Below are 24,223 nucleotides of genomic sequence, written 5' to 3' on the forward strand. Positions count from 1 at the left end.
GTGAAAAATCGGTAAACAGTGCCGGCCCATTCGCGGGCATGCCCGCTCCCAAGGTGCTGCAATCCCTGTAGGAGCGGGTTTACCCGCGAAGAAGGCGACGCGTTCCCTGTAGGAGCGGGTTTACCCGCGAAGAAGGCGACGCGGTTTCGAGTTAAAGCACCCGGCTTTCGAAGCGGCTCACACCCGGCAGTTCCAGCACCAGCTCGTCACCGACATTGAACGGCCCAACACCCGCCGGGGTACCAGTGAGGATTACATCCCCCGCCTGTAGCGAGAAATGCGCTGCCATGTACTGGATCATCGGCACGATCGGGTTCAGCATCATCGCGCTGCTACCCTCCTGGCGCACTTCGCCGTTCACGGTCAGGCGCACCGGGATGTCTGTCACGTCCTCAAAGCTGGCGGCCGAGACGAACGGTGGCAGCACGCAAGCGCCGTCAAAGCACTTGGCCAGCTCCCAAGGCAGGCCCTTTTCCTTCAGTTTGGCCTGCACGTCGCGCAGGGTCAGGTCCAGCGCCGGTGCGTAACCGGAAATGGCGTCCAGCACCTCTTCCTCGCTCGGGTGGGTCGACAGCGGCTTGCCCAGCAGCACGGCAATTTCAACTTCATAGTGCACCGACCCACGCTCGGCCGGGATCTTGAAGCCACCTTCGGCCGGCACCACGCAGCTGCCTGGCTTGATGAACAGCAGCGGCTCGGTGGGGATCGGGTTGTCCAGTTCCTTGGCGTGCTCGGCATAGTTACGGCCGATGCACACCACCTTGCCCAGCGGGAAGTGAATGCGCGTGCCGTCTACGTACTGGTGCTGGTAACTCATGGCCGACTCCTTCTGGATACTGCTTTTTATTCAGGTGCGAAGATCTTACCCGGATTCATGATGCCGTTAGGGTCGAACACGGCCTTTATTGCCTTCATGCAGGCGATTTCTTCGGGGGAGCGGCTGTAGCCCAGGTAGTCACGCTTGGTCATGCCCACGCCATGCTCGGCAGAAATCGACCCGTTGTAACGCTCGACGATCTCGAACACCCACTTGTTGACCTTGGCACACGAAGCGAAGAAGTCGTCCTTGCTCATATGCTCAGGCTTGAGGATGTTCAAGTGCAGGTTGCCATCACCAATATGGCCGTACCACACCACTTCATAGTCCGGGTAATGCGCTGAGACGATGGCGTCGATATCGCGCAGGAACGCAGGCACTTTCGAGACGGTGACGGAAATGTCGTTCTTGTACGGTGTCCAGTGCGAGATGGTTTCCGACAGGTACTCGCGCAGCTTCCACAGGTTTCTCAGCTGGCTTTCGCTCTGGCTCATCACCCCATCCAGCACCCAACCCTGCTCGACGCAGTGCTCGAAGGTAGCCAATGCTTCATTGGCAACCTCTTCAGTGCTGGCCTCGAACTCCAGCAGCGCATAGAACGGGCAATCCGTCGCGAATGGCGCAGGCACATCGCCGCGGGCGAGGATCTTGGCCAACCCCTTGTCGGAGAAAAACTCGAAAGCGGTCAGGTCCAGCTTGCCCTGGAAGGCGTGCAGCACCGGCATGATAGCGTCGAAGTCCGGTGTGCCCAGCACCATGGCGGTGAGGTTGCGCGGTGCGCGGTCCAGGCGCATGGTGGCCTCGACCACGAAGCCCAGCGTACCCTCGGCACCAATGAACAGCTGGCGCAGGTCGTAGCCGGTGGCGTTCTTGATCAGGTCTTTGTTCAGCTCCAGCAACTCGCCCTTGCCGGTGACCACTTTCAGCCCGGCCACCCAGTTCCGAGTCATACCGTAACGAATCACCTTGATCCCGCCGGCATTGGTGCCGATATTGCCGCCAATTTGGCTGGAACCGCTGGAAGCGAAGTCCACCGGGTAATAGAGACTTTGCTCTTCGGCGTAGGTTTGCAACTGGCGGGTGACGACCCCTGGCTGGCAAACCACAGTACGGTCGAAAGCATTGAAGCCAAGGATCTGGTTCATGTAGTCGAAGGCGACGACAACCTCGCCATTGGCCGCCACGGCGCCGGCAGAAAGCCCGGTGCGCCCGCCAGAGGGCACCAGCGCCACCTTGTGCGCATTGGCCCAGTGCACAATGGCTTGCACCTGTTCTATCGTTTTGGGAAAGACGATGGCGCTGGGCGCTGGCGGGTAATGCTTGGTCCAGTCCTTGCCATACGCTTCGAGGGAAACCGGGTCAGTCAGGACCTTGCCAGGGTCGACAAGGGTCATCAGTTCTTCAATAACAGCGGGGTGGGTCATCGCTGGAACTCTCGACTTATTCATGGTCACCCTGAGCACTCTTCACCTGTCGGGATAAGCTCAGATTGTGTCGCGTATGCTAGCATAGCCCTCCCGCTGTTCATGCTAAGGCTGCCCTCGCGCCTGGCATCACCCCTCGCCAATTTATCTCCGGGATACAGGTTTACGCAGATGAGCAAGACTTCTCTCGACAAGAGCAAGATCCGGTTCCTTCTTCTTGAAGGTGTGCACCAGAACGCGGTCGATACTCTCAAGGCCGCCGGCTACACCAACATCGAATACCTCACTGGTTCGTTGCCGGAAGCCGAGCTGAAGGAAAAGATCGCTGATGCCCACTTCATCGGCATCCGTTCGCGTACCCAGCTCACTGAAGAGATCTTCGACTGCGCCAAGAAACTGGTCGCTGTTGGCTGCTTCTGCATCGGTACCAACCAGGTTGACCTGGAAGCTGCCCGCGCGCGCGGTATCGCCGTGTTCAACGCACCGTACTCCAACACCCGTTCGGTGGCCGAGCTGGTGCTGGCCGAAGCCATCCTGCTGCTGCGCGGCATCCCTGAGAAGAACGCCTCCTGCCACCGTGGTGGCTGGATCAAGAGCGCGGCCAACTCGTTCGAAATCCGCGGCAAGAAACTGGGCATCGTCGGCTACGGCTCGATTGGTACCCAGCTTTCGGTACTGGCTGAGAACATGGGCATGCAGGTGTACTTCTTCGACCCGCTGACCAAGCTGCCACTGGGCAACGCCGTGCAGGTCACCAGCCTGAACGAGCTGCTGGGCCTGGCTGACATCGTCTCGCTGCACGTGCCTGAGCTGCCCTCCACCCAGTGGATGATCGGCGAGAAGGAAATCCGCTCGATGAAGAAGGGCGCGATCCTGATCAACGCCGCCCGTGGCACCGTGGTCGAGCTGGACCACCTGGCCGCTGCCATCAAGGACAAGCACCTGATCGGCGCCGCCATCGACGTGTTCCCGGTCGAGCCACGCTCCAACGACGAAGAGTTCGAGAGCCCGCTGCGCGGCCTCGACAACGTGATCCTGACCCCGCACATCGGTGGTTCCACCGCCGAAGCCCAGGCCAACATCGGCCTGGAAGTGGCCGAGAAACTGGTCAAGTACAGCGACAACGGTACTTCGGTGTCCTCGGTCAACTTCCCAGAAGTGGCCCTGCCGGCTCACCCAGGCAAGCACCGTCTGCTGCACATCCACGAAAACATCCCGGGCGTGCTCAGCGAGATCAACAAGGTCTTCGCCGAGAACGGTATCAACATCTCCGGTCAGTTCCTGCAGACCAACGAGAAAGTCGGTTACGTGGTAATCGACGTTGACGCCGAGTACTCGGACCTTGCGCAAGAGAAACTGCAACAGGTCAAGGGCACCATCCGTTCCCGCGTCCTGTTCTAAATCTCGGTGCAGTATGAAAAAGGGAGGCCCTGAAGGCCTCCCTTTTTTTTATTTCACTTCAACCGTGATCTTCGTCGACTCGACGCTAGGCTTGAATGGCACATGATACTGGTCACCCAGAATCAGTTGCAGGGTGTGCTTGCCCGGGGTCAGGGTAATGCTGGTTTCGGTCTGTGCCTTGCCAAAGTGCAGCACTTGCGGGCCCTTCGGCAGTGCGACGCCGGCCTCTGGCATCAGGCTGGTTGGCAGCGGCATGTCAGCCACCGGCTCTTTGTCGACATCCACCAGCAGATGGTGGTGCCCGGTGTGCGGGGTTTGGTCACCCGCAGGCTTGAGGCCCATACCCTCGATACCGAACTTGACGGTGAAGGTCTTGTCGACCGTTGCACCATCGGCGGGGGAAACGATGAAGACCTTCGCCTCCTTGGGCGGCTCCTGGCTCTTCAGGGCGTCAGTGGCACTGGCGAACACCGACGCTCCCATCAGCAGACCGGCAACGGCAGCACGCGAAAATAGGCTGTTCATTCACTTCTCCTGTGATTCACTTATTGACCGCAGCCTGTAATCCAAAGGCGGCGGTAGTTCACCTTAGTTGAAATATCCGCCAAGGTGTTCACATTGCCTGGCAGAAATATTTCAGTCAGGGTTAAACAATGCCGAGGCTTGAAGGTCATAGGCTGCGCTCGATCACGGCGAGGAAGAAAGCCGTGACGATCGATTTCAAACTGCTAAATGAAAAGGGGCATACATGCGTTCGACCATAGGGGTACTGCTGGCAGTACTGATCAGTCCATTGGCTCAGGCAGAGCTGATCGACGAAATCGCCGACCGGGGCGAACTGCGCATTGCCGTACAGGCCGAGAACTCGCCATACGCCTTCAAACAAGACGACCACCTGACAGGTTTCGACATCGAATTTGGCCAGGCCCTGGCCAAGGAACTGGACTTGCGCGCCGAGTTCGTCGAAGCCCCGTCTGCCGAAGTGCTGGCGGGTGTCGAGAGTGGCAAGTACGACATCGCATTCGCCCCGTCGAGTGAATCGCTCACAGACGACGGCCCGCTCGATGTAAGCCTGCCGATTGGTGAGAAGAAGCTGGTAATCCCGTTCCAGAAGGACAACCCGGCGTTTGAAAGTGCCGTAAACAATGCGTTGCAGCGTTTGAAAGAGAGTGGCCGGACTGCCGAGCTTGAGCAGAAGTGGTTCAAGGGTGTGCAGGAGACTGCAGCCGGGCAGTGAGGTCTTCTTTGCAACCTGTAGCCGCGAATACGTTCGCGGCGGCAATGGTGAACGGCGGGTGGAGATTGGCCAGCAGGGCCGGCCTCTTCGCGGGTGAACCCGCTCCTACACGACGGCCTGTGTCCAACCCCCGATGGGTGCCCACCACCGTGGTAGGACCGGGTTCACCCGCGAAAGGGCCGGCACAGGTTCAAACAGATCTATCAGCCAAAGCCCGCCGCGCCTGGTCCAGCTCCAGCTCGCTGAACACCTGCACGCCCGCCCGCCGCAGCAGCGCCGTGGTTACCCCTTCCCCCGCCACTTTCACACCCCTGAAGGTGCCATCATAGGTCAACCGGTTGCCACACGAAGGGCTGCCAGACTTCAGCACCGCTACACGAATGCCATGCCGCCGTACCAGCTCCAGCGCCAACCGCGCACCCGCCAGAAACGCGGCACTGACATCTTCACCCGTCACCGTCAGCACCTGCGTGTCGCCATCGAGCACTGCGCTGCCCTGCCCTCCCGGGATCTCCGCTGGCGGCCGCGGTGTCGGCAAGCCGCCGGCTACCTCCGGGCACAACGGCACCACGCGCCCTTCGGCCTGCCACTGCTGCAACAAATCAGGATGACCGCTTGCCCGGCCGTCATAGCGTACTGGCTGCCCCAACAGGCAGGCGCTCACCAGCACCTTGGGCCTCTCAGAACGGGTCATTGCCACGCCGCCTGAACCAGCCGGTCAACGACAACCGCTCACGCCCGGCCGGCAGGACTTCGTGAGGCACTTCGCCCGACAGGAATACCACCAGGCAACCGGCCACTGGCTCGACATCGTGCTCGACACCGTCGGCCAGGAACATACGCAACTGGCCACCGTCATGCGATTGCCAACCTTCATTGAGGTAAAGCACCGCCGAGACCATGCGACGGTCATCGTCGCGGAAGCGGTCCAGGTGCCGGCGATAGAACGCCCCCGGTGGGTACAGGGCAAAGTGGCACTCAAAGTCTTCCAGGCCCAGGAAAAGGCCTTGGTTGATTGCCAGGCGCAGCTGATCCATCGCCGCCAGGTACTGGTCGCAGGCCTCGGCCTGCCCCGGGTCGATCCACTGGATCTGGTCACCGCGAATGGCTTCGCGCACCTCCTGGGTAGCACCCCGCCCAACCCCTGCGGGGTTCAGTTCACCTTCGGCATCACGCCGCCGGCACTCGGCTGCCAGCGCGCGCACCAGGTCGGCAGGCAGAAAGTGCGCCTGCTGGGACCAGCCATGGGTGGCCAGATCGTCGACGACGGCCGCAAGCATCGGGTGTTCAGGGGATATGTGCATGGCGCGCATCATATCCATTCGCCCTGTCGCCGCACAGCGCCACTTGGCCGAGAAACACGCGGGTATCTCGACAAACCGGCGCCGGGCCAAGGACAATAGCCACCTGCCGACAGGAGTCCTGAATGCGCCGTCTGTTTTCCCTGATTCTGCTGATGATCTGCACCATGCCTGTCTGGGCAGACAACCTGGATCAACTGTACAAGGCCGCCGGCTGGCCCGACCAGCGCGCCCACTTCAACGATGCCCTGACCGCTGCCCAGGAGCGCTACCGCAACAGTTTGCCACCCGCCGTCTACCAGGCGCTGGTCAACAACAGCAACCAGCGCTTCCAGGCCCAGGCGGTGGACCGTCGCGCCCAGGCAAAGCTGCGCGCCACCCTGGCCAACCCGGCACCGGCCCTGGCCTTCTTCCAGTCACCGCTAGGGCGCAAAGTGGTGGCGGCCGAGCTCAAGGCCACCCGCAAGGACGAACTGGCCAAGAACGCCAAAGGCCTGCCCAAGATCCAGGCCAGCGACGATCGCCTGCTGGTCATCGGCCACCTGGCCCAAGCCCTGCCTGCGCGTGAAGCCGGCGCCGAAGTGAGCCTTGCCATCGCCGGTGTAGCCGCCGACAGCCTCAGCTCGATGATCCCCGGCCTGTTCGGCGGCGGCCAGGCCCAGAACCTGCTGGATGGCCAGCGCCAGCGGTTGATGGGGCAGATTGGCGAAGACCTGAACAACACCCTGCTGTACGTCTACCGCGACCTGTCCGATGCCGAGCTGGAAGCGTTCGCCACCTTTGCCGAGTCGCCCGAGGGCAAGGCTTACTACCAGGCGGCCCTGGCCGCTGTACGCGCCGGCCTGGCGGTTGGCCAAAGCACCAACGACCTGAAGTGATCAGCCCAGGCGCTGGTCGATGAAGTCGAAGTAGCGCTGGCGGATACCCGGCAACTCGTTGGCCAGGTGGTGACGGGCCTCGGGCAGCATCAGGATCTGCGGCTCGGCAAACTTGGCCTTGAGCACTTCGAGGTTGTAGGGCCAGTCCACCGTGCCATCCGCCTCCCCCTGCACGATCAATGGCCGACGCGCACTGCGCGGCGCGGCCTCGATGCGTTTGACCCAGGCGATCAGTGCGCCCACCCAAGCCGTTGGCAGGCGACGCGGTTGCAGCGGGTCGGCCTCCAGGAACGGCAGGAAGGCCGGGTCGTTGGTGTTCTCACTGAAGCGCCGTTCGATGCCATTGACGAAGTGGCGCAGCACGCAATAACTGAACTTCGACCAGCGCCAGGAACTTGGCCGCACCAGCGGGGCCAGCAGGATGACCTGGCCATCGACGGGGCTGCGTGCGCCGTGGTACAGCAGATGATCCACGGCAATCGCCCCCCCCGTGCTCTGCCCACAAAGGTGCCACGGGTGCGGCAGTTGCAGCGTGTGCGCCTGTTCGAACAAGGCCTCCAGCACCTGCTGGTACACCGCAAAATCATTGATGCTGGCCCGCTCACCGCTGGACAGGCCGTGGCCGGGCAGGTCACAGCTGATCACGGCGAAACCCTGCTTGAGTGCCCACTCGATCACATGTCGGTAGAGGCCCATGTGGTCGTAATAGCCGTGCAGCAGGAACAGCGTCGCGCTTGGCTGCTCGGGCAGCCATGCCTGCCCGACCAGGTCGAACCCCGCTGCCTGAAAGCTGCCCAGCCAGCTGTGTGCCGGCAGGTTCAGGCCATAGAAGCGCTGGTAGTCCTGCGCTTGTGCCGACAGTGGCTGGCGAGTGGTGAACGGCGCCAGGCTGGTGCGCAGGCGGTCGGGGTGAAAGGCAGGGGGCATCGGGTACATCCACATTGATGCAAGTATTGATCTGGAATCTTCAGCTCTGGCCGGCGCCATGGCAAGCTTGCTCACCTCGAACAACCAGCACCGAACTAATTGTGGGAGCGGCCTTGTGTCGCGAGCGGGCCGCAAAGCGGCCCCAGCGATCTGTGCATGATGCCGAGATCCTGGGGCCGCTGCGCGGCCCTTTCGCGACGCAAGGCCGCTCCCACAGGGATCGCGCCAGCTTTTAGAAATTGAGCAAGACAGTTGCTCCCACAAGGGCCACCGACTCTTCATGAATAGCCGAATCATCAAACCGCTGTGCACGGTCATCGCCTTGTTGGTCGGCGCCGTAATTCTCTGGCAGGCCTACAGCGCCTTTCAGGCTCGCTACCTGCGTCCGTTCGACAACCAGGCCACGCTGTTCGACGGCAGCCAATTACAGTTACCTGCCGAGCTGGCCGGTGCTGGCCCGATCCGCGTCGTGCATTTCTGGGACCCGGCCTGCCCATGCAACGTTGGCAACCAACAGCACCTGGGCGACCTTATCAGCCAGTTCGCTGGCCACGACGTTACCTTCCATGTGCTGCAAAAGCCCGGCAGCCACGGCCAGCTACCGGCCAATATCGGTAGCTTGCAACCCATCACCCACCTGCCCGGCAGCGAGCACCTGCCTGCGTCCCCGGCCGTGGCCATCTGGGACCGGCAAGGCCGACTGGCTTATTTTGGCCCCTACAGCGAAGGCGCCGTGTGCAACGCCAACAACAGCTTCATCGAACCAATCCTCAAGGCTTTGCTCGACGGCCGCCAGGTCAACGCCTCCAATACCCTGGCGGTAGGCTGCTACTGCCCTTGGTCGGGCTGACGGACCCTCGCCGGGTTACCCACCACCGTCGCGCCCGCGGGCACATCCCGGGTCACCACACTGCCGGCGCCGACGATGGCGTTATCACCGATGGTCACCCCCGGCAGGATGATCGCCGCACCGCCGATCCACACGTTGTCGCCGATGGTCACCGGCCGCCCACTCTCCAGCCCGCTGCGCCGCACTTCAGGATCGAGCGGATGGTCGGCGGTATAGATCTGCACGTTGGGGCCGATCTGGCAGTCCTCGCCGATACGCACCGGTACCACGTCGAGGATCACGCAGTTGAAGTTCATGAACGTATTACGGCCAACGCTGATGTTGTAGCCGTAGTCGCAATAGAACGGCGGGCGAATCACCGCGCCTTCGCCAACCTGGCCAAAGTGCTCCACAAGCAGCCCGTGGCGTGCGTCGTTGAGCAGTTCGACACTGTTGTTGTAGCGGTGCATCCAGTGCTTGTTGGCGATCTGCTCGGCCTGCAGTTCAGGGCAGCCAGCATGGTAGAGCTGGCCGGTGAGCATTTTGTGTTTTTCGCTGAGGGACATGGAAACTCCTTCCTGGGGCTATGCTCTGTTCGCGAATCCGCCGATGATCGGACCACATTTTTCGTTTGAATGCACAAGGAGTCTGAATGAAGCGCAGCCTGACCCTGCTGGCGGTGGTAGTCACCGTTTCCGCTGGCGCCGCCGGTTACTGGTACGTGCAGGGGAAGCTGCCGCAGCGTGAGGGCGAGGTCGCCATTACCGGCCTGCAAGCGCCGGTCAGCGTGCGCTACGACGCCCGCGGCGTGCCACACCTGCAGGCACAGAGCGAGCCGGACCTTTACCGTGCACTGGGCTACGTGCATGCCCAGGACCGGCTGTTCCAGATGGAGATTTTGCGCCGCCTGGCCCGTGGCGAACTGGCTGAGGTGCTCGGCGACAAGCTGCTGCCCACCGACACCCTGTTCCGCAGCCTGCGCATACGCGAGCAGGCCGCGCTGATGGCCAAGCGGCAGGATCCGCAGGCGCCGGCATGGCAGGCCCTGCAAGCCTACCTCGAGGGGGTCAACAGTTGGCAGGCCAGCCACCCCAAGCCCACGGAATTCGACCTGCTCGGCATCACCCCGCGCCCGTTCACCGCCGAGGACACGCTGAGCATCGCCGGCTACCTGGCCTACAGTTTTGCCGCCGCGTTCCGCACCGAGCCAGCGCTGACCTACATCCGCGACCAGCTGGGGCCTGACTACCTGAAAATATTCGACCTTGGCTGGCAACCCGAGGGCGCACTGGGCACGCCACTGGCCGCTGCCGACTGGCAAAGCCTGGAAGCACTTGCGCGCTTAAGCAATGAGGCACTGGGCGACGCCGGCATCCCGCAGTTCGAAGGCAGCAACGCCTGGGCGGTCGCGGGTAGCCGCACCCGCAGTGGCAAGCCGTTGCTGGCTGGCGACCCGCACATCAGCTTCGCCGTACCTGCGGTGTGGTACGAGGCCGAACTGTCAGCGCCCGGTTTCAATCTCTACGGCTATTTCCAGGCACTCAACCCGTTCGCTCTGCTCGGCCACAACCGTGATTTTGGCTGGAGCCTGACCATGTTCCAGAACGATGACGTCGACCTGATCGCCGAAAAGACCAACCCTGCCAACGCCGATCAGGTGATGGTCGATGGCCAGTGGCTCACACTGGAAAAGACCGAGCAGACGATTGCCGTCAAAGGCGAGCAGCCGGTCACCATCAGCCTGCGCCGCTCGCCCCATGGCCCGATCGTCAACGACGTACTGGGCAGCACCACTGGCCCCACGCCAATCGCCATGTGGTGGGCATTCCTGGAAACCGAAAACCCGATCCTCGACGGCTTCTACCAGCTCAACCGCGCCGACACCCTGGGCAAGATGCGCGAGGCCGCCGCCAAGGTTCACGCGCCGGGGCTCAACCTTGTCTGGGCCAATGCCCGTGGCGACATCGGCTGGTGGGCGGCGGCAAAGCTGCCAATCCGCCCCGACGGGGTCGACCCGGCGTTCATCCTCGACGGCACCAGCGCCCAGGCCGACAAGCTCGGTTTCTACCCCTTCAGCGTCAACCCACAGCAGGAAAACCCGGCCCGCGGCTATATCGTCTCGGCCAACTACCAGCCACCGGCGGTGGTGCCGATACCGGGTTACTACAACCTGCCCGACCGTGGCCGCCAGCTCGATCGCCACCTGGCCAACCCAGAGGTGAAATGGGACACCCAAAACAGCCAGGCACTGCAGTTGGACACCGCCAGTGACTATGGCCCGCGCACGCTTGCCCCGCTTCTGGCAACCCTACGGGCGGTGGCAGAAGGTGATGAAGAGCAAGAGCTGGTCGAGCAACTGGCGGCTTGGGCTGGGGACTACCCGCTCGACTCGACCAGCGCCACGCTGTTCAACCAATTCCTTTATGAACTGGCATTCGCGGCCCTGCATGACGAGCTGGGCGATACCTGGTTCCCGGTGCTGATCAGCACCCGCGCCATCGACGCCGCCCTGCCACGCCTGGCAGCGCAAGCCGATTCACCCTGGTGGAACACCCGTGGTGGCAGCCAGCGAACGGACCGTACCACCGTCGTGCGCACAGCGTGGCAAAGCAGCTTGAAGCACCTGCGCGACACCCTGGGCAGTGATCCGGCCAGCTGGCAATGGGGCAAGGCCCATACCCTGACCCACAACCATCCGCTCGGGGTGAAAAAGCCGCTGAACCTGCTGTTCAACGTTGGGCCGTTCGCCGCACCTGGTACCCACGAAGTACCGAACAACCTTTCGGCGAAGATCAGCGCTGCGCCATGGCCGGTAACCTATGGGCCGTCGACGCGGCGGCTGATCGACTTTGCCGATGCCGGGCAGGCCCTGACCATCAACCCGGTCGGGCAGAGTGGCGTGCCGTTTGACCGGCATTACGCGGACCAGGCTGAGGGGTATGTGCAGGGGCAGTATCAGAAGGCACAGATGGGGGTAATACCGGCGCAGACTACCTTACGGCTGGTACCCCCAAGGTAAGGGGCTGCTTTGCAGCCCGTTCGCAGCACAAGGCTGTCTCTACAGATGCTGCGTGTGCCTGCCCGTGCAGGGCAAAAAAAACGCCGACACTATAAGGTGTCGGCGTTGGCGCATACCGGGGTTGCAAGCGAAATCAGAACGCCGGCAGTACGGCACCTTGGTACTTCTTGGCAATGAATGCCTTCACTTCAGGGCTGGTCAGGGCCTTGGCCAGTTTCTGGATGGCTTCGCTGTCCTTGTTGTCCGGGCGGGCAACCAGGAAGTTCACGTACGGCGAGTCGGCACCTTCGATCACCAGCGCGTCCTTGGCCGGGTTCAGGCCGGCTTCCAGGGCGTAGTTGGTGTTAATCATGTCCAGGTCGACCTGGTCCAGCACACGCGGCAGCATGGCCGATTCAAGCTCGCGGAACTTCAGCTTCTTCGGGTTCTCGGCAATGTCCTTTGGCGTGGCCAGGGCGTTTTTCGGGTCTTTCAGGGTGATCAGGCCAGCCTTCTGCAGCAGGATCAGGGCGCGGCCGCTGTTGCTGCCTTCGTTAGGGATGGCAACGGTGGCGCCCTCCTTCAGCTCGGACAGGTTCTTGATCTTCTTCGAGTAACCACCGAACGGCTCGACGTGCACACCGATCACGGTTTCCAGGTGGGTGCCCTTGCCTTCGTTGAAGCTCTTCAAGTACGGCAGGGTCTGGAAGTAGTTGGCGTCCAGACGCTTCTGGTCCACCTGCACGTTCGGCTGTACGTAATCGGTGAAGACCTTGATCTGAAGGTCCACGCCTTCTTTTGCCAGGGTCGGCTTGATCAGTTCGAGAATTTCGGCGTGCGGTACCGGGGTAGCGGCAACCACCAGTTTCTCGGCAGCAGCGGCCAGGCCGGAGAACGACAGGGCAGCAGCCAGGGCAGTGGTCAGCAGGGTCTTCTTCATGGTGGTCCTTGTTCTGAATCTGGGCCATCGACGATGGCAAATCGGGTGCCCAACCGGTTCACCAGTGGGCTTGAGGCGGACGATACCCAAATTTTTTATTCCGCAACAATATCTTTTACTTAGCTGCTTATTCCAAAAACACAATACCATCAGCCTCTTTACCCATGAGCGATGTCTAACGCGCGGGGTCAGGCAGTTCGAGGTCTTCTGGCAGGATCTCTTCGCCGTCATTGACCAGCAAGGCAAAGTGGATGACGTTCTCCAGTTCGCGGGTATTGCCCGGCCAGAAATGCGCCTCCAGCACCCGCTGCGCCGCCTCGCTCACCAAGGGCACAGGCCGTTGCAGGCGCACGCTGTAGATGCCCACGAAGTACTCGGCCAGCGGCAGGATATCGCCCGGCCGCTCGCGCAGCGGCGGCAGTTCCAGCGCGCCCTCGCGCAGATACTGGTACAGGCGCTCGTTGAAGCGCCCTGCACGTACTACGCGGGCCAGGTCGATGCTGGTGGCGGCTACCAGACGCACATCCACCGGCTGTGGCTGCTGCGCGCCCACCCGAGTGACCTCGCGGTTTTCCAGGGCCGCCAGCAGCTTGCCCTGGATGGCCAACGGCAAGTCGGCAATCTCGTCCAGGTACAAGGTGCCGCCGCTGGCCGAACCGAACCAGCCGGCGCGGCTGCTGGCCGTACCGCCATGGGTGCCCGCGCTATAGCCAAACAGCTCGGCATCGGCGTAGGTGGGGCTGATGGCCGCGCAGTTGACCGACACGAACAACCCTCCACGGTCGCTGGTACGGTGGATCTGCCGAGCCAGCAGCTCCTTGCCGGTGCCGGTCTCGCCTCGGATCAGCACCGGCAAAGGTTGTGGCGCCAGGCGCTCAAGGTCCTCGCGCAGCTGCTGCGAGCGCGGGTCGATGAACACCAGCGCCTTGGCACGAATGCTCAGCGGGCTCTTGTCCAGCTCGGGGAAGGTCAGCAGCGGCTGGCCGAACGGGTTTTGAAACGTCATGACGAACTCCCGCCCCAGGCCCGTAATGGCCAGGCGTCAGGCAAAGGGTGAACAGTAAGGGCGATCAGGCGCGGCGCAGTGCGCGCTGCTCGATCCGGCTCTGCAAGCGATACAGGTAGGCGAAGCCTTGTTCCCAGCGCTCATGACCGGACTTGACGTTGATGTGCCCGGCATTGCTCAGCAAACCCGCTTCGGCGCCCCATGCCTGGGCCAGGTACAGCGCCCGTGGCACGTTCACGGCCGGGTCGTTGTCCGAGCTGACGACCTGGCTAGGGAACGGCAGCACCTCGGTAGGGATCGGCGCAAAGTTGCGCAGCACGGGTGCACAAGTGGGCCGTTCGACATCTGCCGGCGCCACCAGCAGTGCACCACGCACCTGCCGCAGCAAGGCTGGGCTTGCCTGCGCTGCCCAATGGGCGACAGTGATGCAACCAAGGCTGTGGGCAATCAGGATCACCGGCGAGCGCTCGGCGGCAATCGACTGCTCCAGCGCGTGCACCCAGTCCTGCCGCTGCGGGGTGAGCCAGTCTTGCTGTTCAACCCGTGCACTGTTGGGCAGGGTGCGCTGCCAGTGACTCTGCCAATGGTTGTCTGGCGATCCTTGCCAACCCGGCACAATCAGGTAGCGAATCGACTCATTGCGCATGGGGACGCCTCCAGTAAGTTTGCGTGCTTGGAGACAAGTATAGGGAGGGCGAAATATTCGTAAAGGAATAAGAAGATATTTATTAATACCCATAGGGTATAACAAGTGCGCTACCGCCACTCGCTTGTAAAAGGCTGTAAAGCTGCCCTGTCAAACGTTCAGGCAAGAAAAACCCGGGACCATGCCCGGGCTCTCTTTTCCTTGTGCGACTCAGATATCCGCCACCTTCTGCCATACCTTCGGCCGGAAGAACAACGTCTCTCCCCGCGCCAGCCCGGTCAGGCTGTCATGGTCTTTCACCACCTCGGCCTCGATCAGCTCGCTCTGCCCTTCCACCTTCAAGGTCACCCGCGTGGTCGCGCCCAACGGGCGAATGTCGCGCACCTCGGCCGCATGGTGCCCTTCGGTCTCATGCCGCGACAGCGACACCTCGTGCGGGCGAAACAGCACGTGATGCCCTTCGCTCAAGGCCAGGCGGTTGGAGTCACCGAGGAAGTGGTAGACGAAATCGTTGGCCGGCTGATCGTACACCTCACCCGGCGAGCCGATCTGCTCGATCACACCCTTGTTCATGACCACGATGCGGTCGGCTACTTCCATGGCTTCTTCCTGGTCGTGGGTAACGAACACCGACGTCAGGTTGATATCCTCGTGCAGCCGCGCCAGCCAGCGCCGCAGCTCTTTTCGCACCTTGGCATCCAGCGCACCGAATGGCTCGTCCAGCAGCAGCACCTTCGGCTCCACCGCCAGGGCACGGGCCAGGGCGATACGCTGACGCTGGCCACCGGAAAGCTGCTCGGGGTAGCGGTCGGACAGCCAGTCCAGTTGCACCATGTTCAGCAGCTCATGCACCTTCTCGGCAATCTTGCTCTCGCTTGGGCGCTCGCCCTTGGGCTTCATGCGCAGGCCGAAAGCAACGTTGTCGAACACGCTCATGTGGCGGAACAGCGCGTAGTGCTGGAACACGAACCCGACGTTACGGTCACGCACGTCATGGCCGGAAACGTCCTCGCCATGGAACACGATATTGCCCTGGTCCGGGGTTTCCAGGCCGGCAATGATGCGCAGCAGGGTGGTCTTGCCACAGCCGGACGGGCCGAGCAGAGCCACCAGCTCGCCGCTGTTGATGTCCAGGTTGATTGCGTTCAGGGCCTGGAAGCTGTTGAAGCGCTTGCTGACGTTACGAACTTCGATCGACATGAATCATTCCTCCGCGGCGCTATGGCGCAGGCGGTTAATACGGTTCTCGCTCCACTGCTTGAGCAGCAGGATGAAGAGCGCCAGGATCAGCAACAGGCTGGCCACGCTGAAGGCTGCGACGTGGTTGTACTCGTTGTAGAGAATCTCCACATGCAGCGGCAAGGTGTTGGTCACGCCACGGATGTGGCCCGACACCACCGACACCGCACCGAACTCGCCCATGGCCCGCGCGGTACACAGCACCACGCCGTAGATCAGCCCCCATTTGATGTTCGGCAGGGTCACGTGCCAGAACATCTGCCAGCCGTTGGCACCGAGCAGCCGTGCAGCCTCCTCCTCCTGCGTGCCTTGCTCCTGCATCAGCGGGATCAGCTCACGGGCCACGAACGGTACGGTAACGAAAATGGTCGCCAGGACAATGCCCGGCAGGGCGAACACGATCTGGATATCGTGGTCCTGCAGCCACGGACCGAACAGGCCTTGCGCGCCGAACATCAGCACGTAGACCAGGCCGGCGATCACGGGTGACACCGAGAACGGCAGGTCGATCAGGGTGACCAGGATGCTCTTGCCACGGAAGGTGTACTTGCTCACGCACCAGGCAGCGCTTACGCCAAATACCAGGTTCAGCGGCACCGAGATAACCACGGCGAGCAGGGTCAGCTTCAGCGCCGACAACGCATCGGGTTCGAAGATCGCCTCGAAGAAGGTGCCAAAACCGTTCTTCAGCGCCTGCGATACCACGATCACCAGCGGCAGCAGCAGGAACAGGGCGAACACCAGCCAGCCAAGGCCGATCAGGATACGCCGTGACGTGGCGCTGCCACGGCAGGCGGCGTTGGCTGCGGCACTTGCACTCAGGGATGAACTGGACATGCCGGCCTCCTTCAAGGGGTTTCGATGCGGCGCTGCAGCAGGTTGATCAGCAGCAGCAGGATGAAGGAAACCACCAGCATCAACACGCCGATGGCGGTCGCGCCGGTGTAGTCGTACTGGTCGAGCTTGACCATGATCAGCAGCGGCAGGATTTCGGTCTTCATCGGCATGTTGCCAGCAATGAAGATCACCGAACCATACTCGCCCACGCCACGGGCGAAGGCCAGGGCAAAGCCGGTGAGCCATGCCGGCAGCAGGGCCGGCGCCAGGATGTGGCGGAACACCTGCAATGGCTTGGCCCCCAGGCAGGCTGCGGCCTCTTCCACTTCACGCGGGATGTCGGCCAGTACCGGCTGCACCGTGCGCACCACGAACGGCAGGGTCACGAAGGTCAGTGCCAGGGTGATGCCCAGCGGGGTATAGGCGATCTTGAAGCCCAGGTCGGTGGCGAACTGGCCGACCCAGCCCTGCGGCGCGTACAGGGCAGTCAGGGCGATACCGGCAACCGCGGTCGGCAAGGCGAACGGCAGGTCGATCATCGCATCGATGATCTTGCGCCCAGGGAAGGTGTAACGCACCAGCACCCAAGCCAGCAGGGTACCGATCACACCGTTGATGATGGCGGCGAACAGGGCGGTGCCGAAGCTCAGCTTGAGCGCAGCGATCACCCGCGGCGCACTGATGATGGTCCAGAACTGCTCGAAGGTCAGCTGCGAGGCATGGATGAACATGGCCGCCAGCGGTATCAGCACGATCAGGCTGAGGTACACCAAGGTGTAGCCCAGCGTCAGCCCGAAGCCGGGTATGACGGGGGAGATGCGACGCGACATAAATATCCCTGGTTGAACGCACTAAGCCCGGAAACAATCCCGGGCCGGTGCAAGCTTTTGTATCCTGGGGCAGCTTGGCAGCCCATTCGCGACACAAGGCCGCTCCCACAGGGGACTATGGTTCCTTGTGGGAGCGGCCTTGTGCCGCGAATGGGCCGCAACGCGGCCCCGCGTTCCTTTGGCCCTTACTGTGCCTGATAGATCTGGTCGAACACACCGCCATCATTGAAGAATTTCGGTTGTGCAGTCTTCCACCCACCAAAGTCCTTGTCGATGGTCACCAGGTCCAGTTTCGGGAACTGCTTGCCGAACTCCGCAGCGACTTTCTCGTCACGCGGGCGGTAGAAGTTCTCGGCGGCAATCTTCTGCCCGGCCGGGCTGTACAGGTGCTTGAGGTATTCGGTGGCAATCTCGGTATTGCCCTTCTTCTCGGCGTTCTTGTCGACCACGGCCACTGGCGGCTCGGCCAGGATCGACAGCGACGGCACGACGATGTCGAACTTGTCGGCACCCCCGTCTTCCTTCAGGGCCAGGAAGGCCTCGTTTTCCCAGGCCAGCAACACGTCGCCCTGGCCATTGTTGACGAAGGTGATGGTCGAACCACGGGCGCCGGTATCCAGCACCGGTACATGCTTGAACAGCTCCTGCACATAGGCCTTGGCCTTCTCTTCGCTACCGCCGGCCTTCAGGCCGTACGCCCATGCTGCGAGGAAGTTCCAGCGCGCACCGCCGGAGGTTTTCGGGTTCGGGGTGATGACCGACACGTCCTTCTTGATCAGGTCGCCCCAGTCCTTGATGCCTTTCGGGTTGCCCTTGCGCACCAGGAACACGATGGTCGAGGTGTACGGGGTGCTGGCGTCAGGCAGGCGGGTCTGCCAGTTCTCGGGCAGTGTCTTGCCAAGCTTGGCCACTTCGTCGATGTCACCGGCCAGGGCCAGGGTCACCACGTCAGCGCGCAGGCCGTCGATCACCGCACGGGCCTGCTTGCCCGACCCCCCATGGGATTGCTGGATTTTCACCTTGTCACCCGGATGGGCCTGTTGCCAGTGTTTGATGAACTCAGCGTTGTACTGCTGGTACAGCTCACGGGTCGGGTCGTAGGACACGTTGAGCAGTTCGTAGTCCTTGGCGATGGCGGAACCGGCAAAAACAGCACTGGCCAGAGCGGCGAGCGCATAACGGCGGATGGACATGGTGAAGCTCCCGATTGGCATTTTTCTAGTTTTGGATGTTGTGGCGCCGATCAGCCGGGCTTGTTGCCGGGCTGTTGCAGGCGGAACTTCTCCTTGCGCTCGATCTGTACGACCTGAGCGTTGTGCACGGTGATCTCCACCGCACCGAAACGCAGGTCGCGCAAGGCGCTCTGGATTTCACGCAAGATGGTGGCTTCGTCCTGACCGTCGATGCTACGCAGAGATGCACTCATGCTCGTTCTCCTTGGAGTGAGGGCGCCGGGCAGAGGTTTGAAGGGGATTTGCGCCTGGCTTGAGGGCAATAGTAGTGAGGCGGGATTATTCTTAAAAATACTGTTTAAGAATTTTTATATAACCATTTAAAAGCACACACCCCTTGTAGGAGCGGGTTTACCCGCGAATACGGTGGTCGATGCACCATCGCATTCGCGGGTAAACCCGCTCCTACAAGGGGCCATATGGGCCTTCAGGCGTGTTTCTGCGGCTCGCGGATCTTGTACCAGGCCACGTACAGCGCCGGCAGGAACAGCAGCGTCAGCAAGGTCGCCACGATGATCCCGCCAATCATGGCGTAGGCCATGGGGCCCCAGAACACCTCGCGTGCAATCGGGATCATGCCCAGGCTCGCCGCCGCCGCGGTCAGCAGGATCGGCCGGCGCCGATGGTTGGTGGCCTCCACCACCGCATCCCACGGCGACAGGCCCTGGGCTTCGAACTCGTCGATCTGGGTCACCAGGATCACCGAGTTACGAATGATGATGCCCGCCAGCGCAAGGATGCCGAGGATCGCCACAAAGCCCATCGGCGTACCCGTAGGCACCAGCGCCAACACCACGCCAATCAGCCCCAGCGGCGCCACGCTGACCACCAGGAACAGCTTCTGCACGCTGTGCAACTGGATCATCAGGAAGGTCGCCATGAGGAACAGCATCAGTGGGATGACCTTGGCGATTGGCCCCTGGGCCTTGCTGCTTTCTTCAACCGTACCCCCCGTGGCCACTTCGTAACCGACCGGCAGCTTGCTGGCGAACTCGTCAATTTTTGGCTTCAGCTGGGCCACCAGGTCAGTGGGCTGGATCTCGCCATTGACTGAGGCCTTGATGGTGATGGTCGGCTTGCGGTCGCGGCGCCACACCAGCGGCTGTTCCAGTTCGTAGCGCACGGTGGCGAACGACAGCAGCGGGATCGACGTGCCGTTAGGGGTGAGAATTTGCAGGTTCTGCAGGGTATCAGGCGAGCCACGTTCGCTGTCTTCGGCGCGCGCGACCACATCGACCAGGTAGATGTTGTCGTTGACCTGGGTGATCTGCAAGCCACTGACGATGCTGTTCATCACATTGGCAACATCTTCGGACGACAGCCCCAGCTGGCGTGCCTTGTCCTGGGCAATTTCCACGCGCAGCACCTTACCCGGCTCGTTCCAGTCGTAGATCATCTCGCCGATGTGCTCGTTCTGGTCGAGCAAGGTGGCCAGCTCGATGGCGTGTTTGCGCACCTGGTCGATGTCGGCACCGCTGACCCGGTACTGGATCGGCCGGCCTACCGGCGGGCCCATCTCCAGCGATTGCACGTTGGTGCCGACGCCGACGAACTCTTCGTGCAGGATCTTCCGCAGGCGGTCCATCATGGCCTCACGCTCTTCGAAGCCCTTGCTGACAATCACCAGCTGCGCGTAGTAAGGGTTCTGCAACTGCTGATCGAGGGGCAGGTAGAAGCGGATCGCGCCCTGGCCGATGTAGGTACTCCAGTGCACCAGGTCCGGGTCGTCCTTGATCCGTGCCTCGAAGCGGTCGACCACCTTGCGCGTCTCCTCGATCGAGGCGTTCTGCGGCAGGTTGAGGTCGACGAGAATTTCCGGGCGGTCCGAGGACGGGAAAAACTGGTTCTGCACAAAACGCATGCAGAAGATCGCCAGGGCAAACAGCACCACGGTGCCGATGATGGTCAACCAGCGGTTGCGCATGCACCACAGCAACCCGCCTTCAAATGCCCGCCCGACCCGGCCAGGCTCAGCCTCGTGAGCCTTGAGCTTGTCGCCTTTGAGAATATGCACGCCAAGCACCGGCGCGAAGAACACAGCCACCACCCACGACACGATCAGGGCCACGGCAATCACCGCGAACAGGGTGAAGGTGTATTCACCCGCAGAGCTGGCGTTGAGGCCGATAGGCACGAACCCGGCCACGGTCACCAAGGTGCCGGTAAGCATGGGGAAGGCTGTGGAGGTGTAGGCGAACGTCGCCGCCTGCTCCTTGCTTTCACCCATTTCCAGCCGCGTGACCATCACCTCCACGGTAATCATCGCATCGTCCACCAGCAGGCCAAGCGCAATGATCAGCGCCCCCAGCGAAATACGCTGCATGGTGATGCCGCTGTACTCCATGAACACGAACACCATGGCCAGCACCAGCGGGATCGAGCAGGCCACCACCAGCCCGGCGCGCACGCCAAGACTGACAAAGCTCACGGCCAGCACGATCACCACCGCCTCGAACAGCGCGCTGGTGAAACCGCCGACCGCCTGCTTGACCACCACGGCCTGGTCAGAAACGGTGTGTACACCGACACCCACCGGCAGGTCCTGGACCACCTGGTCCATGCGCTTTTTCAACGCCGCACCGAACACCTGGATGTTGCCGCCGGCCTTCATGCCGATGGCCAGGCCAAGGGCTGTCTGGCCGTTGTAACGGAACATTGGCGAGGGTGGGTCGACATAGCCGCGCTCGATGTCGGCGATATCAGCCAGGCGGAAGAAGCGGTCGTTGATCCTCAAGTTGACGGATTGCAGGTCTTTTTCCGAGGCAAACTGCCCGGACGTGCGCACCGAGATGCGCTCCGGGCCGGCCTCGATCATGCCGGCCGGCGTCACCGCATTCTGCGCTTGAAGTGCCTGCATTACCTGGCGCTGGTCAATGCCCAGGGCAGCCAGCTTGCGGGTGGAGAAGTTCAGGTACAGCACTTCGTCCTGGGTGCCGACCAGCTCGATCTTGCCGATGTTGGGTACATCGCGGACCTCGGCCCTTGCCTGTTCCACGTAGTCCCGCAGTTGGCGCAGGGTCAGGCCGTCAGCGGTAAAGGCATAGATCGAACCGAATACATCACCGAATTCGTCGTTGAAGCCCGGCCCCTGGATACCGGCGGGAAATTCGCCACGAATGTCCTGGATCTTCTTGCGCACCTGGTACCAGATTTCCGGGATGTCCTTGGCCTTGGTGGTGTCGCGAAGGTACACGTAGACCGTGGACTCGCCGGGGCGGGTGTAGCTTTTGGTGTAGTCGAGTGAATCGAGTTCCTCGAGCTTCTTCTCGATACGGTCGGTGACCTGGTAGAGGGTTTCGTCCTGGGTCGCACCGGGCCAGCGGGTCTGGATGACCATGGTTTTGATGGTGAACGACGGGTCTTCCTCACGGCCCAGGTTGAAGTAGGAGAAAATCCCCATCAAAAGGCCAACGAACATCAGGTACCAGACGAACGATTGATGCTTGAGCGCCCAGTCGGACAGGTTGAAGCTTCCTTTCATTGCGCATCCTCGTCGAAGGTGACCTTCTGGCCAGGCTTGAGGCTGTTGACGCCGGCAGTGACCACGCGCTCACCGGGCTGCACGCCGGCGCTCAGTACGATGCTGTCATCGGTGCGGTCGATCAGCGCCACGTCACGGGTGGCCACGGTCTTGTGCTGCGTATCGATCACCCACACCTGGGTCTTGCCGTCGCGCTCGAGCAAGGCACTCAAGGGCAGTTCGCTGCGCGGGGACACTTCCGAGCTAAGGGTCACACTGATGGCGGTGCCAAGGTGAAAGGCCGCCGGTGTGCTGGCCAGGGTCAGGCGAGCACGGCGGGTCCGGGTGGTGGCATCGGCCTGGGGCTCCAGTTCGCGCAGGCTGGCCGTGGTGTTGATGGTCGGGTCCAGTTGCGAAGCAACGGTGAAGGTCAGGCCTTTGCTCAACTGCTCGGCCAGATCGATCGGCAGGTCGATTACCGCTTCCTTCACGTCCGGCCGGGCCAGGGTCACCACGGCTTGCCCGGCGGTAACGGTTTGCCCGGCTTCGGCCTGCCACGCGGTAATCACGGCAGCGTGGTCGGTACGCAGGGTGCTGTAGTCGAGCTGGTCGCGGGCCTGGCTGACGGCGGAGCGCGCCTGCTCCAACGCCGCGCTGGTGGTTTTCAGGTTGGTCTGGGCAATATCCAGCTGTGCCTGGGCGCCTACCCCACGGTCATACAACTGCTGCTGGCGACGGGCATCGGCCTGGGCGTTGATCCACTGTGCCTGCACCTTGGCCAGATCGCCTTCGGCGGCGCGCAGCTGGTTCTGCTGGTCGGTGGGGTCCAGGGTGGCCAAGGTGTCACCCGGTTTCACCTGGGCGCCCACGTCCAGCCAGCGCCGGGCAATGCGCCCGGAAACCCGGAAGCCCAAGGTGCTTTCGAAGCGCGCCTGAATACTGCCGGCGAAGCGGCCCAGCTGCGACTGCACCTGGGGTTCGACCTTGACCGACAGCACTGGCCGGATCGCCTCTGGTGCCTCTTCTTCGCTACTGCAACCGACCAGCAGCACCCCGGCCGACAGCATCAGCAGCAGACGCTTCATAGCTCACCCCCAGGGCCCTTGGCGTCGACCTTCTGTACCTGCATGCCGGGGTGCAGCAACTGGCCGCCGTTGACCACTACGGTCTCGCCGCCTTTCAGGCCGCTGGCGACCACGATCTTGCCGGTGAGGTAACGGCGGATTTTGACTTTGCGCAGTTCCACCTTGTCGCCCTCGCCCACCACCCACACGGCAGGCTCATGCAAGGCCTTGGTCAGCGCCGACCACGGCAGCTCGATGCTGGGCCGGCCCTGGGCATTGGTGGTGGCAGTAACCGGTGCCCCCAATTGCATCCCGGGCGGCACGTCCTTGAGCCCCACCTTGACCTGCACGGTGCCGCTTTGCGCCGACACGGTGGGGGTTATTTCGCGCACGAAGCCACGGGCCTGGACCTTGGGATCGTCCAGCAGGCTCACGACTACCCCGGCATCGCTGGGCGGCGCCACCAGCAGCGACTCGTAGACGTTGAACACCGCATCGCGGTCGCCATCGACGGCCAGGCTGAAGATCGGCATGGTCGCCTGCACCACTTGGCCAACCTCGGCCTGGCGCTCGGTGATGACCCCGGCGGCCTCGGAGACCAGTGCGGTGTAGCTGAGCTGCTCGTTGGCATTGGCCAGTTGCGCCTGGGCGGCCTTGAGTGCGCTCTGATTGCTGCGCAGCGCGGCCTCGGCAGCATCGTACTCGCTCTGGCTGGTGTAGCCCTTGGGCAGCAGTTTTTGCTGGCGCACGAAGGCCGCACTGGTCTGGGTGACCCGCGCCTGCGCGGCGAATACTTCGGCCTTGGCCGAGTCGACATTGTTCTGCAGGTCTTTCGGGTCAAGCCGGGCCAGCACCTGGTTGGCCTTGACGTGATCGCCCACGTCGACGCTACGCGAAATGATCTTGCCGCCGACGCGGAATGACAAATCGGTCTGCACCCGCGCCTGCACGTCACCGGTCAAAGTGACCCTGGCAGCGAAATCGGTGGGTTGTACCTGCTGCACCCCCACCCGAGGCAGCGTCTTGGGGACCTCTTCCTTGCTACAGCCGGTGAGCATGTACAACAACCCCAGACAGATGACCGACAGCGGACGCATCAACGCCATGCTGGCTCCTTGCTTGCGCACAAATGATTTGTGGGATGCGACTGTGAGCGT

Annotated in this window: 23 protein-coding genes; 5 read left to right on the forward strand and 18 right to left on the reverse strand. The window is 62.3% G+C overall.

Features of this window, described 5'->3' with window-relative positions; all coding sequences use genetic code 11:
• Positions 1-151 precede the first annotated feature (151 nt).
• Positions 152-817: a fumarylacetoacetate hydrolase family protein gene (locus tag KW568_RS27525; RefSeq protein ID WP_003248999.1), complete on the reverse strand. Its 666-nt coding sequence runs from the start codon at positions 815-817 to the stop codon at positions 152-154.
• Positions 818-843: 26 nt separating this feature from the next.
• Positions 844-2,241 (reverse strand): FAD-binding oxidoreductase, encoded by a 1,398-nt coding sequence (locus tag KW568_RS27530; RefSeq protein WP_004575851.1) that lies wholly within the window; start codon positions 2,239-2,241, stop codon positions 844-846.
• Between the two features lie 171 nt (positions 2,242-2,412).
• Here KW568_RS27530 and serA point away from each other — a divergent pair, with 171 nt between their 5' ends.
• Positions 2,413-3,642: a phosphoglycerate dehydrogenase gene (gene serA, locus KW568_RS27535; protein WP_003248995.1), complete on the forward strand. Its 1,230-nt coding sequence runs from the start codon at positions 2,413-2,415 to the stop codon at positions 3,640-3,642.
• Positions 3,643-3,690: 48 nt separating this feature from the next.
• On the opposite strand, the gene KW568_RS27540 is transcribed toward serA, so the two are convergent.
• Entirely contained in the window at positions 3,691-4,167 is a 477-nt protein-coding gene (locus tag KW568_RS27540) for a DUF4399 domain-containing protein (RefSeq protein WP_004575850.1), read from the reverse strand.
• 223 nt (positions 4,168-4,390) lie between these two features.
• Here KW568_RS27540 and KW568_RS27545 point away from each other — a divergent pair, with 223 nt between their 5' ends.
• A complete protein-coding gene (locus KW568_RS27545) occupies positions 4,391-4,879 on the forward strand; it encodes an ABC transporter substrate-binding protein (RefSeq protein WP_003248991.1) in 489 nt (162 codons plus the stop codon).
• A 190-nt stretch (positions 4,880-5,069) separates the two neighbouring features.
• On the opposite strand, the gene KW568_RS27550 is transcribed toward KW568_RS27545, so the two are convergent.
• Both KW568_RS27550 and KW568_RS27555 read right to left on the reverse strand, forming a co-directional pair.
• A complete protein-coding gene (locus KW568_RS27550) occupies positions 5,070-5,573 on the reverse strand; it encodes a DUF523 domain-containing protein (RefSeq protein ID WP_003248988.1) in 504 nt (167 codons plus the stop codon).
• Positions 5,560-6,192, reverse strand: coding sequence for a 2OG-Fe(II) oxygenase (locus KW568_RS27555; RefSeq protein WP_014861370.1), 633 nt, complete (start codon positions 6,190-6,192; stop codon positions 5,560-5,562). The genes KW568_RS27550 and KW568_RS27555 overlap by 14 nt, the downstream gene beginning before the upstream one ends.
• Before the next feature lie 113 nt (positions 6,193-6,305).
• On the opposite strand from KW568_RS27555, the gene KW568_RS27560 reads away from it, so the two are divergent.
• Positions 6,306-7,058 (forward strand): DUF2059 domain-containing protein, encoded by a 753-nt coding sequence (locus KW568_RS27560; RefSeq protein WP_003248984.1) that lies wholly within the window; start codon positions 6,306-6,308, stop codon positions 7,056-7,058.
• On the opposite strand, the gene KW568_RS27565 is transcribed toward KW568_RS27560, so the two are convergent.
• Positions 7,059-7,985, reverse strand: coding sequence for an alpha/beta hydrolase (locus KW568_RS27565; RefSeq protein WP_004575848.1), 927 nt, complete (start codon positions 7,983-7,985; stop codon positions 7,059-7,061).
• A gap of 280 nt (positions 7,986-8,265) precedes the next feature.
• Here KW568_RS27565 and KW568_RS27570 point away from each other — a divergent pair, with 280 nt between their 5' ends.
• On the forward strand, positions 8,266-8,835 hold the full coding sequence (locus KW568_RS27570) for a DUF6436 domain-containing protein (protein ID WP_004575847.1): 570 nt from the start codon (positions 8,266-8,268) through the stop codon (positions 8,833-8,835).
• Here KW568_RS27570 and KW568_RS27575 read toward each other — a convergent pair.
• Entirely contained in the window at positions 8,814-9,380 is a 567-nt protein-coding gene (locus tag KW568_RS27575; protein WP_004575846.1) for a sugar O-acetyltransferase, read from the reverse strand. The two genes, KW568_RS27570 and KW568_RS27575, sit on opposite strands and share 22 nt — an antisense overlap.
• A gap of 86 nt (positions 9,381-9,466) precedes the next feature.
• On the opposite strand from KW568_RS27575, the gene KW568_RS27580 reads away from it, so the two are divergent.
• Positions 9,467-11,833, forward strand: a complete 2,367-nt coding sequence (locus KW568_RS27580; RefSeq protein WP_004575845.1) for a penicillin acylase family protein — start codon at positions 9,467-9,469, stop codon at positions 11,831-11,833.
• A gap of 133 nt (positions 11,834-11,966) precedes the next feature.
• Here the strand turns inward: KW568_RS27580 and KW568_RS27585 are convergent, their stop codons facing one another.
• The 11 genes from KW568_RS27585 to KW568_RS27635 all read right to left on the reverse strand — a co-directional run bounded on the left by KW568_RS27585 (position 11,967) and on the right by KW568_RS27635 (position 24,172).
• Complete coding sequence (locus KW568_RS27585; RefSeq protein WP_003248974.1) at positions 11,967-12,752, reverse strand: MetQ/NlpA family ABC transporter substrate-binding protein; 786 nt, start codon at positions 12,750-12,752, stop codon at positions 11,967-11,969.
• Positions 12,753-12,927: 175 nt separating this feature from the next.
• A complete protein-coding gene (locus KW568_RS27590; protein ID WP_004575844.1) occupies positions 12,928-13,758 on the reverse strand; it encodes a sigma 54-interacting transcriptional regulator in 831 nt (276 codons plus the stop codon).
• Between the two features lie 64 nt (positions 13,759-13,822).
• Positions 13,823-14,404, reverse strand: coding sequence for an alpha/beta hydrolase (locus KW568_RS27595; RefSeq protein WP_003248970.1), 582 nt, complete (start codon positions 14,402-14,404; stop codon positions 13,823-13,825).
• Positions 14,405-14,614: 210 nt separating this feature from the next.
• The gene (locus KW568_RS27600; RefSeq protein ID WP_003248965.1) at positions 14,615-15,604 is read right to left on the reverse strand and encodes a sulfate/molybdate ABC transporter ATP-binding protein; all 990 of its coding nucleotides are present in this window, start codon (positions 15,602-15,604) and stop codon (positions 14,615-14,617) included.
• A gap of 3 nt (positions 15,605-15,607) precedes the next feature.
• Entirely contained in the window at positions 15,608-16,480 is an 873-nt protein-coding gene (gene cysW, locus KW568_RS27605) for a sulfate ABC transporter permease subunit CysW (protein WP_259537269.1), read from the reverse strand.
• Between the two features lie 11 nt (positions 16,481-16,491).
• Positions 16,492-17,310 (reverse strand): sulfate ABC transporter permease subunit CysT, encoded by an 819-nt coding sequence (cysT, locus tag KW568_RS27610; RefSeq protein ID WP_003248961.1) that lies wholly within the window; start codon positions 17,308-17,310, stop codon positions 16,492-16,494.
• 185 nt (positions 17,311-17,495) lie between these two features.
• Positions 17,496-18,503, reverse strand: coding sequence for a sulfate ABC transporter substrate-binding protein (locus KW568_RS27615; protein WP_003248959.1), 1,008 nt, complete (start codon positions 18,501-18,503; stop codon positions 17,496-17,498).
• Positions 18,504-18,553: 50 nt separating this feature from the next.
• The gene (gene oscA / locus KW568_RS27620; protein WP_003248957.1) at positions 18,554-18,736 is read right to left on the reverse strand and encodes a sulfur starvation response protein OscA; all 183 of its coding nucleotides are present in this window, start codon (positions 18,734-18,736) and stop codon (positions 18,554-18,556) included.
• A 233-nt stretch (positions 18,737-18,969) separates the two neighbouring features.
• Positions 18,970-22,023, reverse strand: coding sequence for an efflux RND transporter permease subunit (locus KW568_RS27625; protein ID WP_004575842.1), 3,054 nt, complete (start codon positions 22,021-22,023; stop codon positions 18,970-18,972).
• Positions 22,020-23,087: an efflux RND transporter periplasmic adaptor subunit gene (locus KW568_RS27630; RefSeq protein ID WP_003248943.1), complete on the reverse strand. Its 1,068-nt coding sequence runs from the start codon at positions 23,085-23,087 to the stop codon at positions 22,020-22,022. Before KW568_RS27630 ends, KW568_RS27625 begins: the two co-directional genes overlap by 4 nt.
• On the reverse strand, positions 23,084-24,172 hold the full coding sequence (locus KW568_RS27635; protein WP_004575841.1) for an efflux RND transporter periplasmic adaptor subunit: 1,089 nt from the start codon (positions 24,170-24,172) through the stop codon (positions 23,084-23,086). The genes KW568_RS27630 and KW568_RS27635 overlap by 4 nt, the downstream gene beginning before the upstream one ends.
• Positions 24,173-24,223 lie beyond the last annotated feature (51 nt).

This window comes from Pseudomonas sp. HD6515, from assembly GCF_024971855.1.
In the GTDB taxonomy this organism is placed as follows: domain Bacteria; phylum Pseudomonadota; class Gammaproteobacteria; order Pseudomonadales; family Pseudomonadaceae; genus Aquipseudomonas; species Aquipseudomonas alloputida.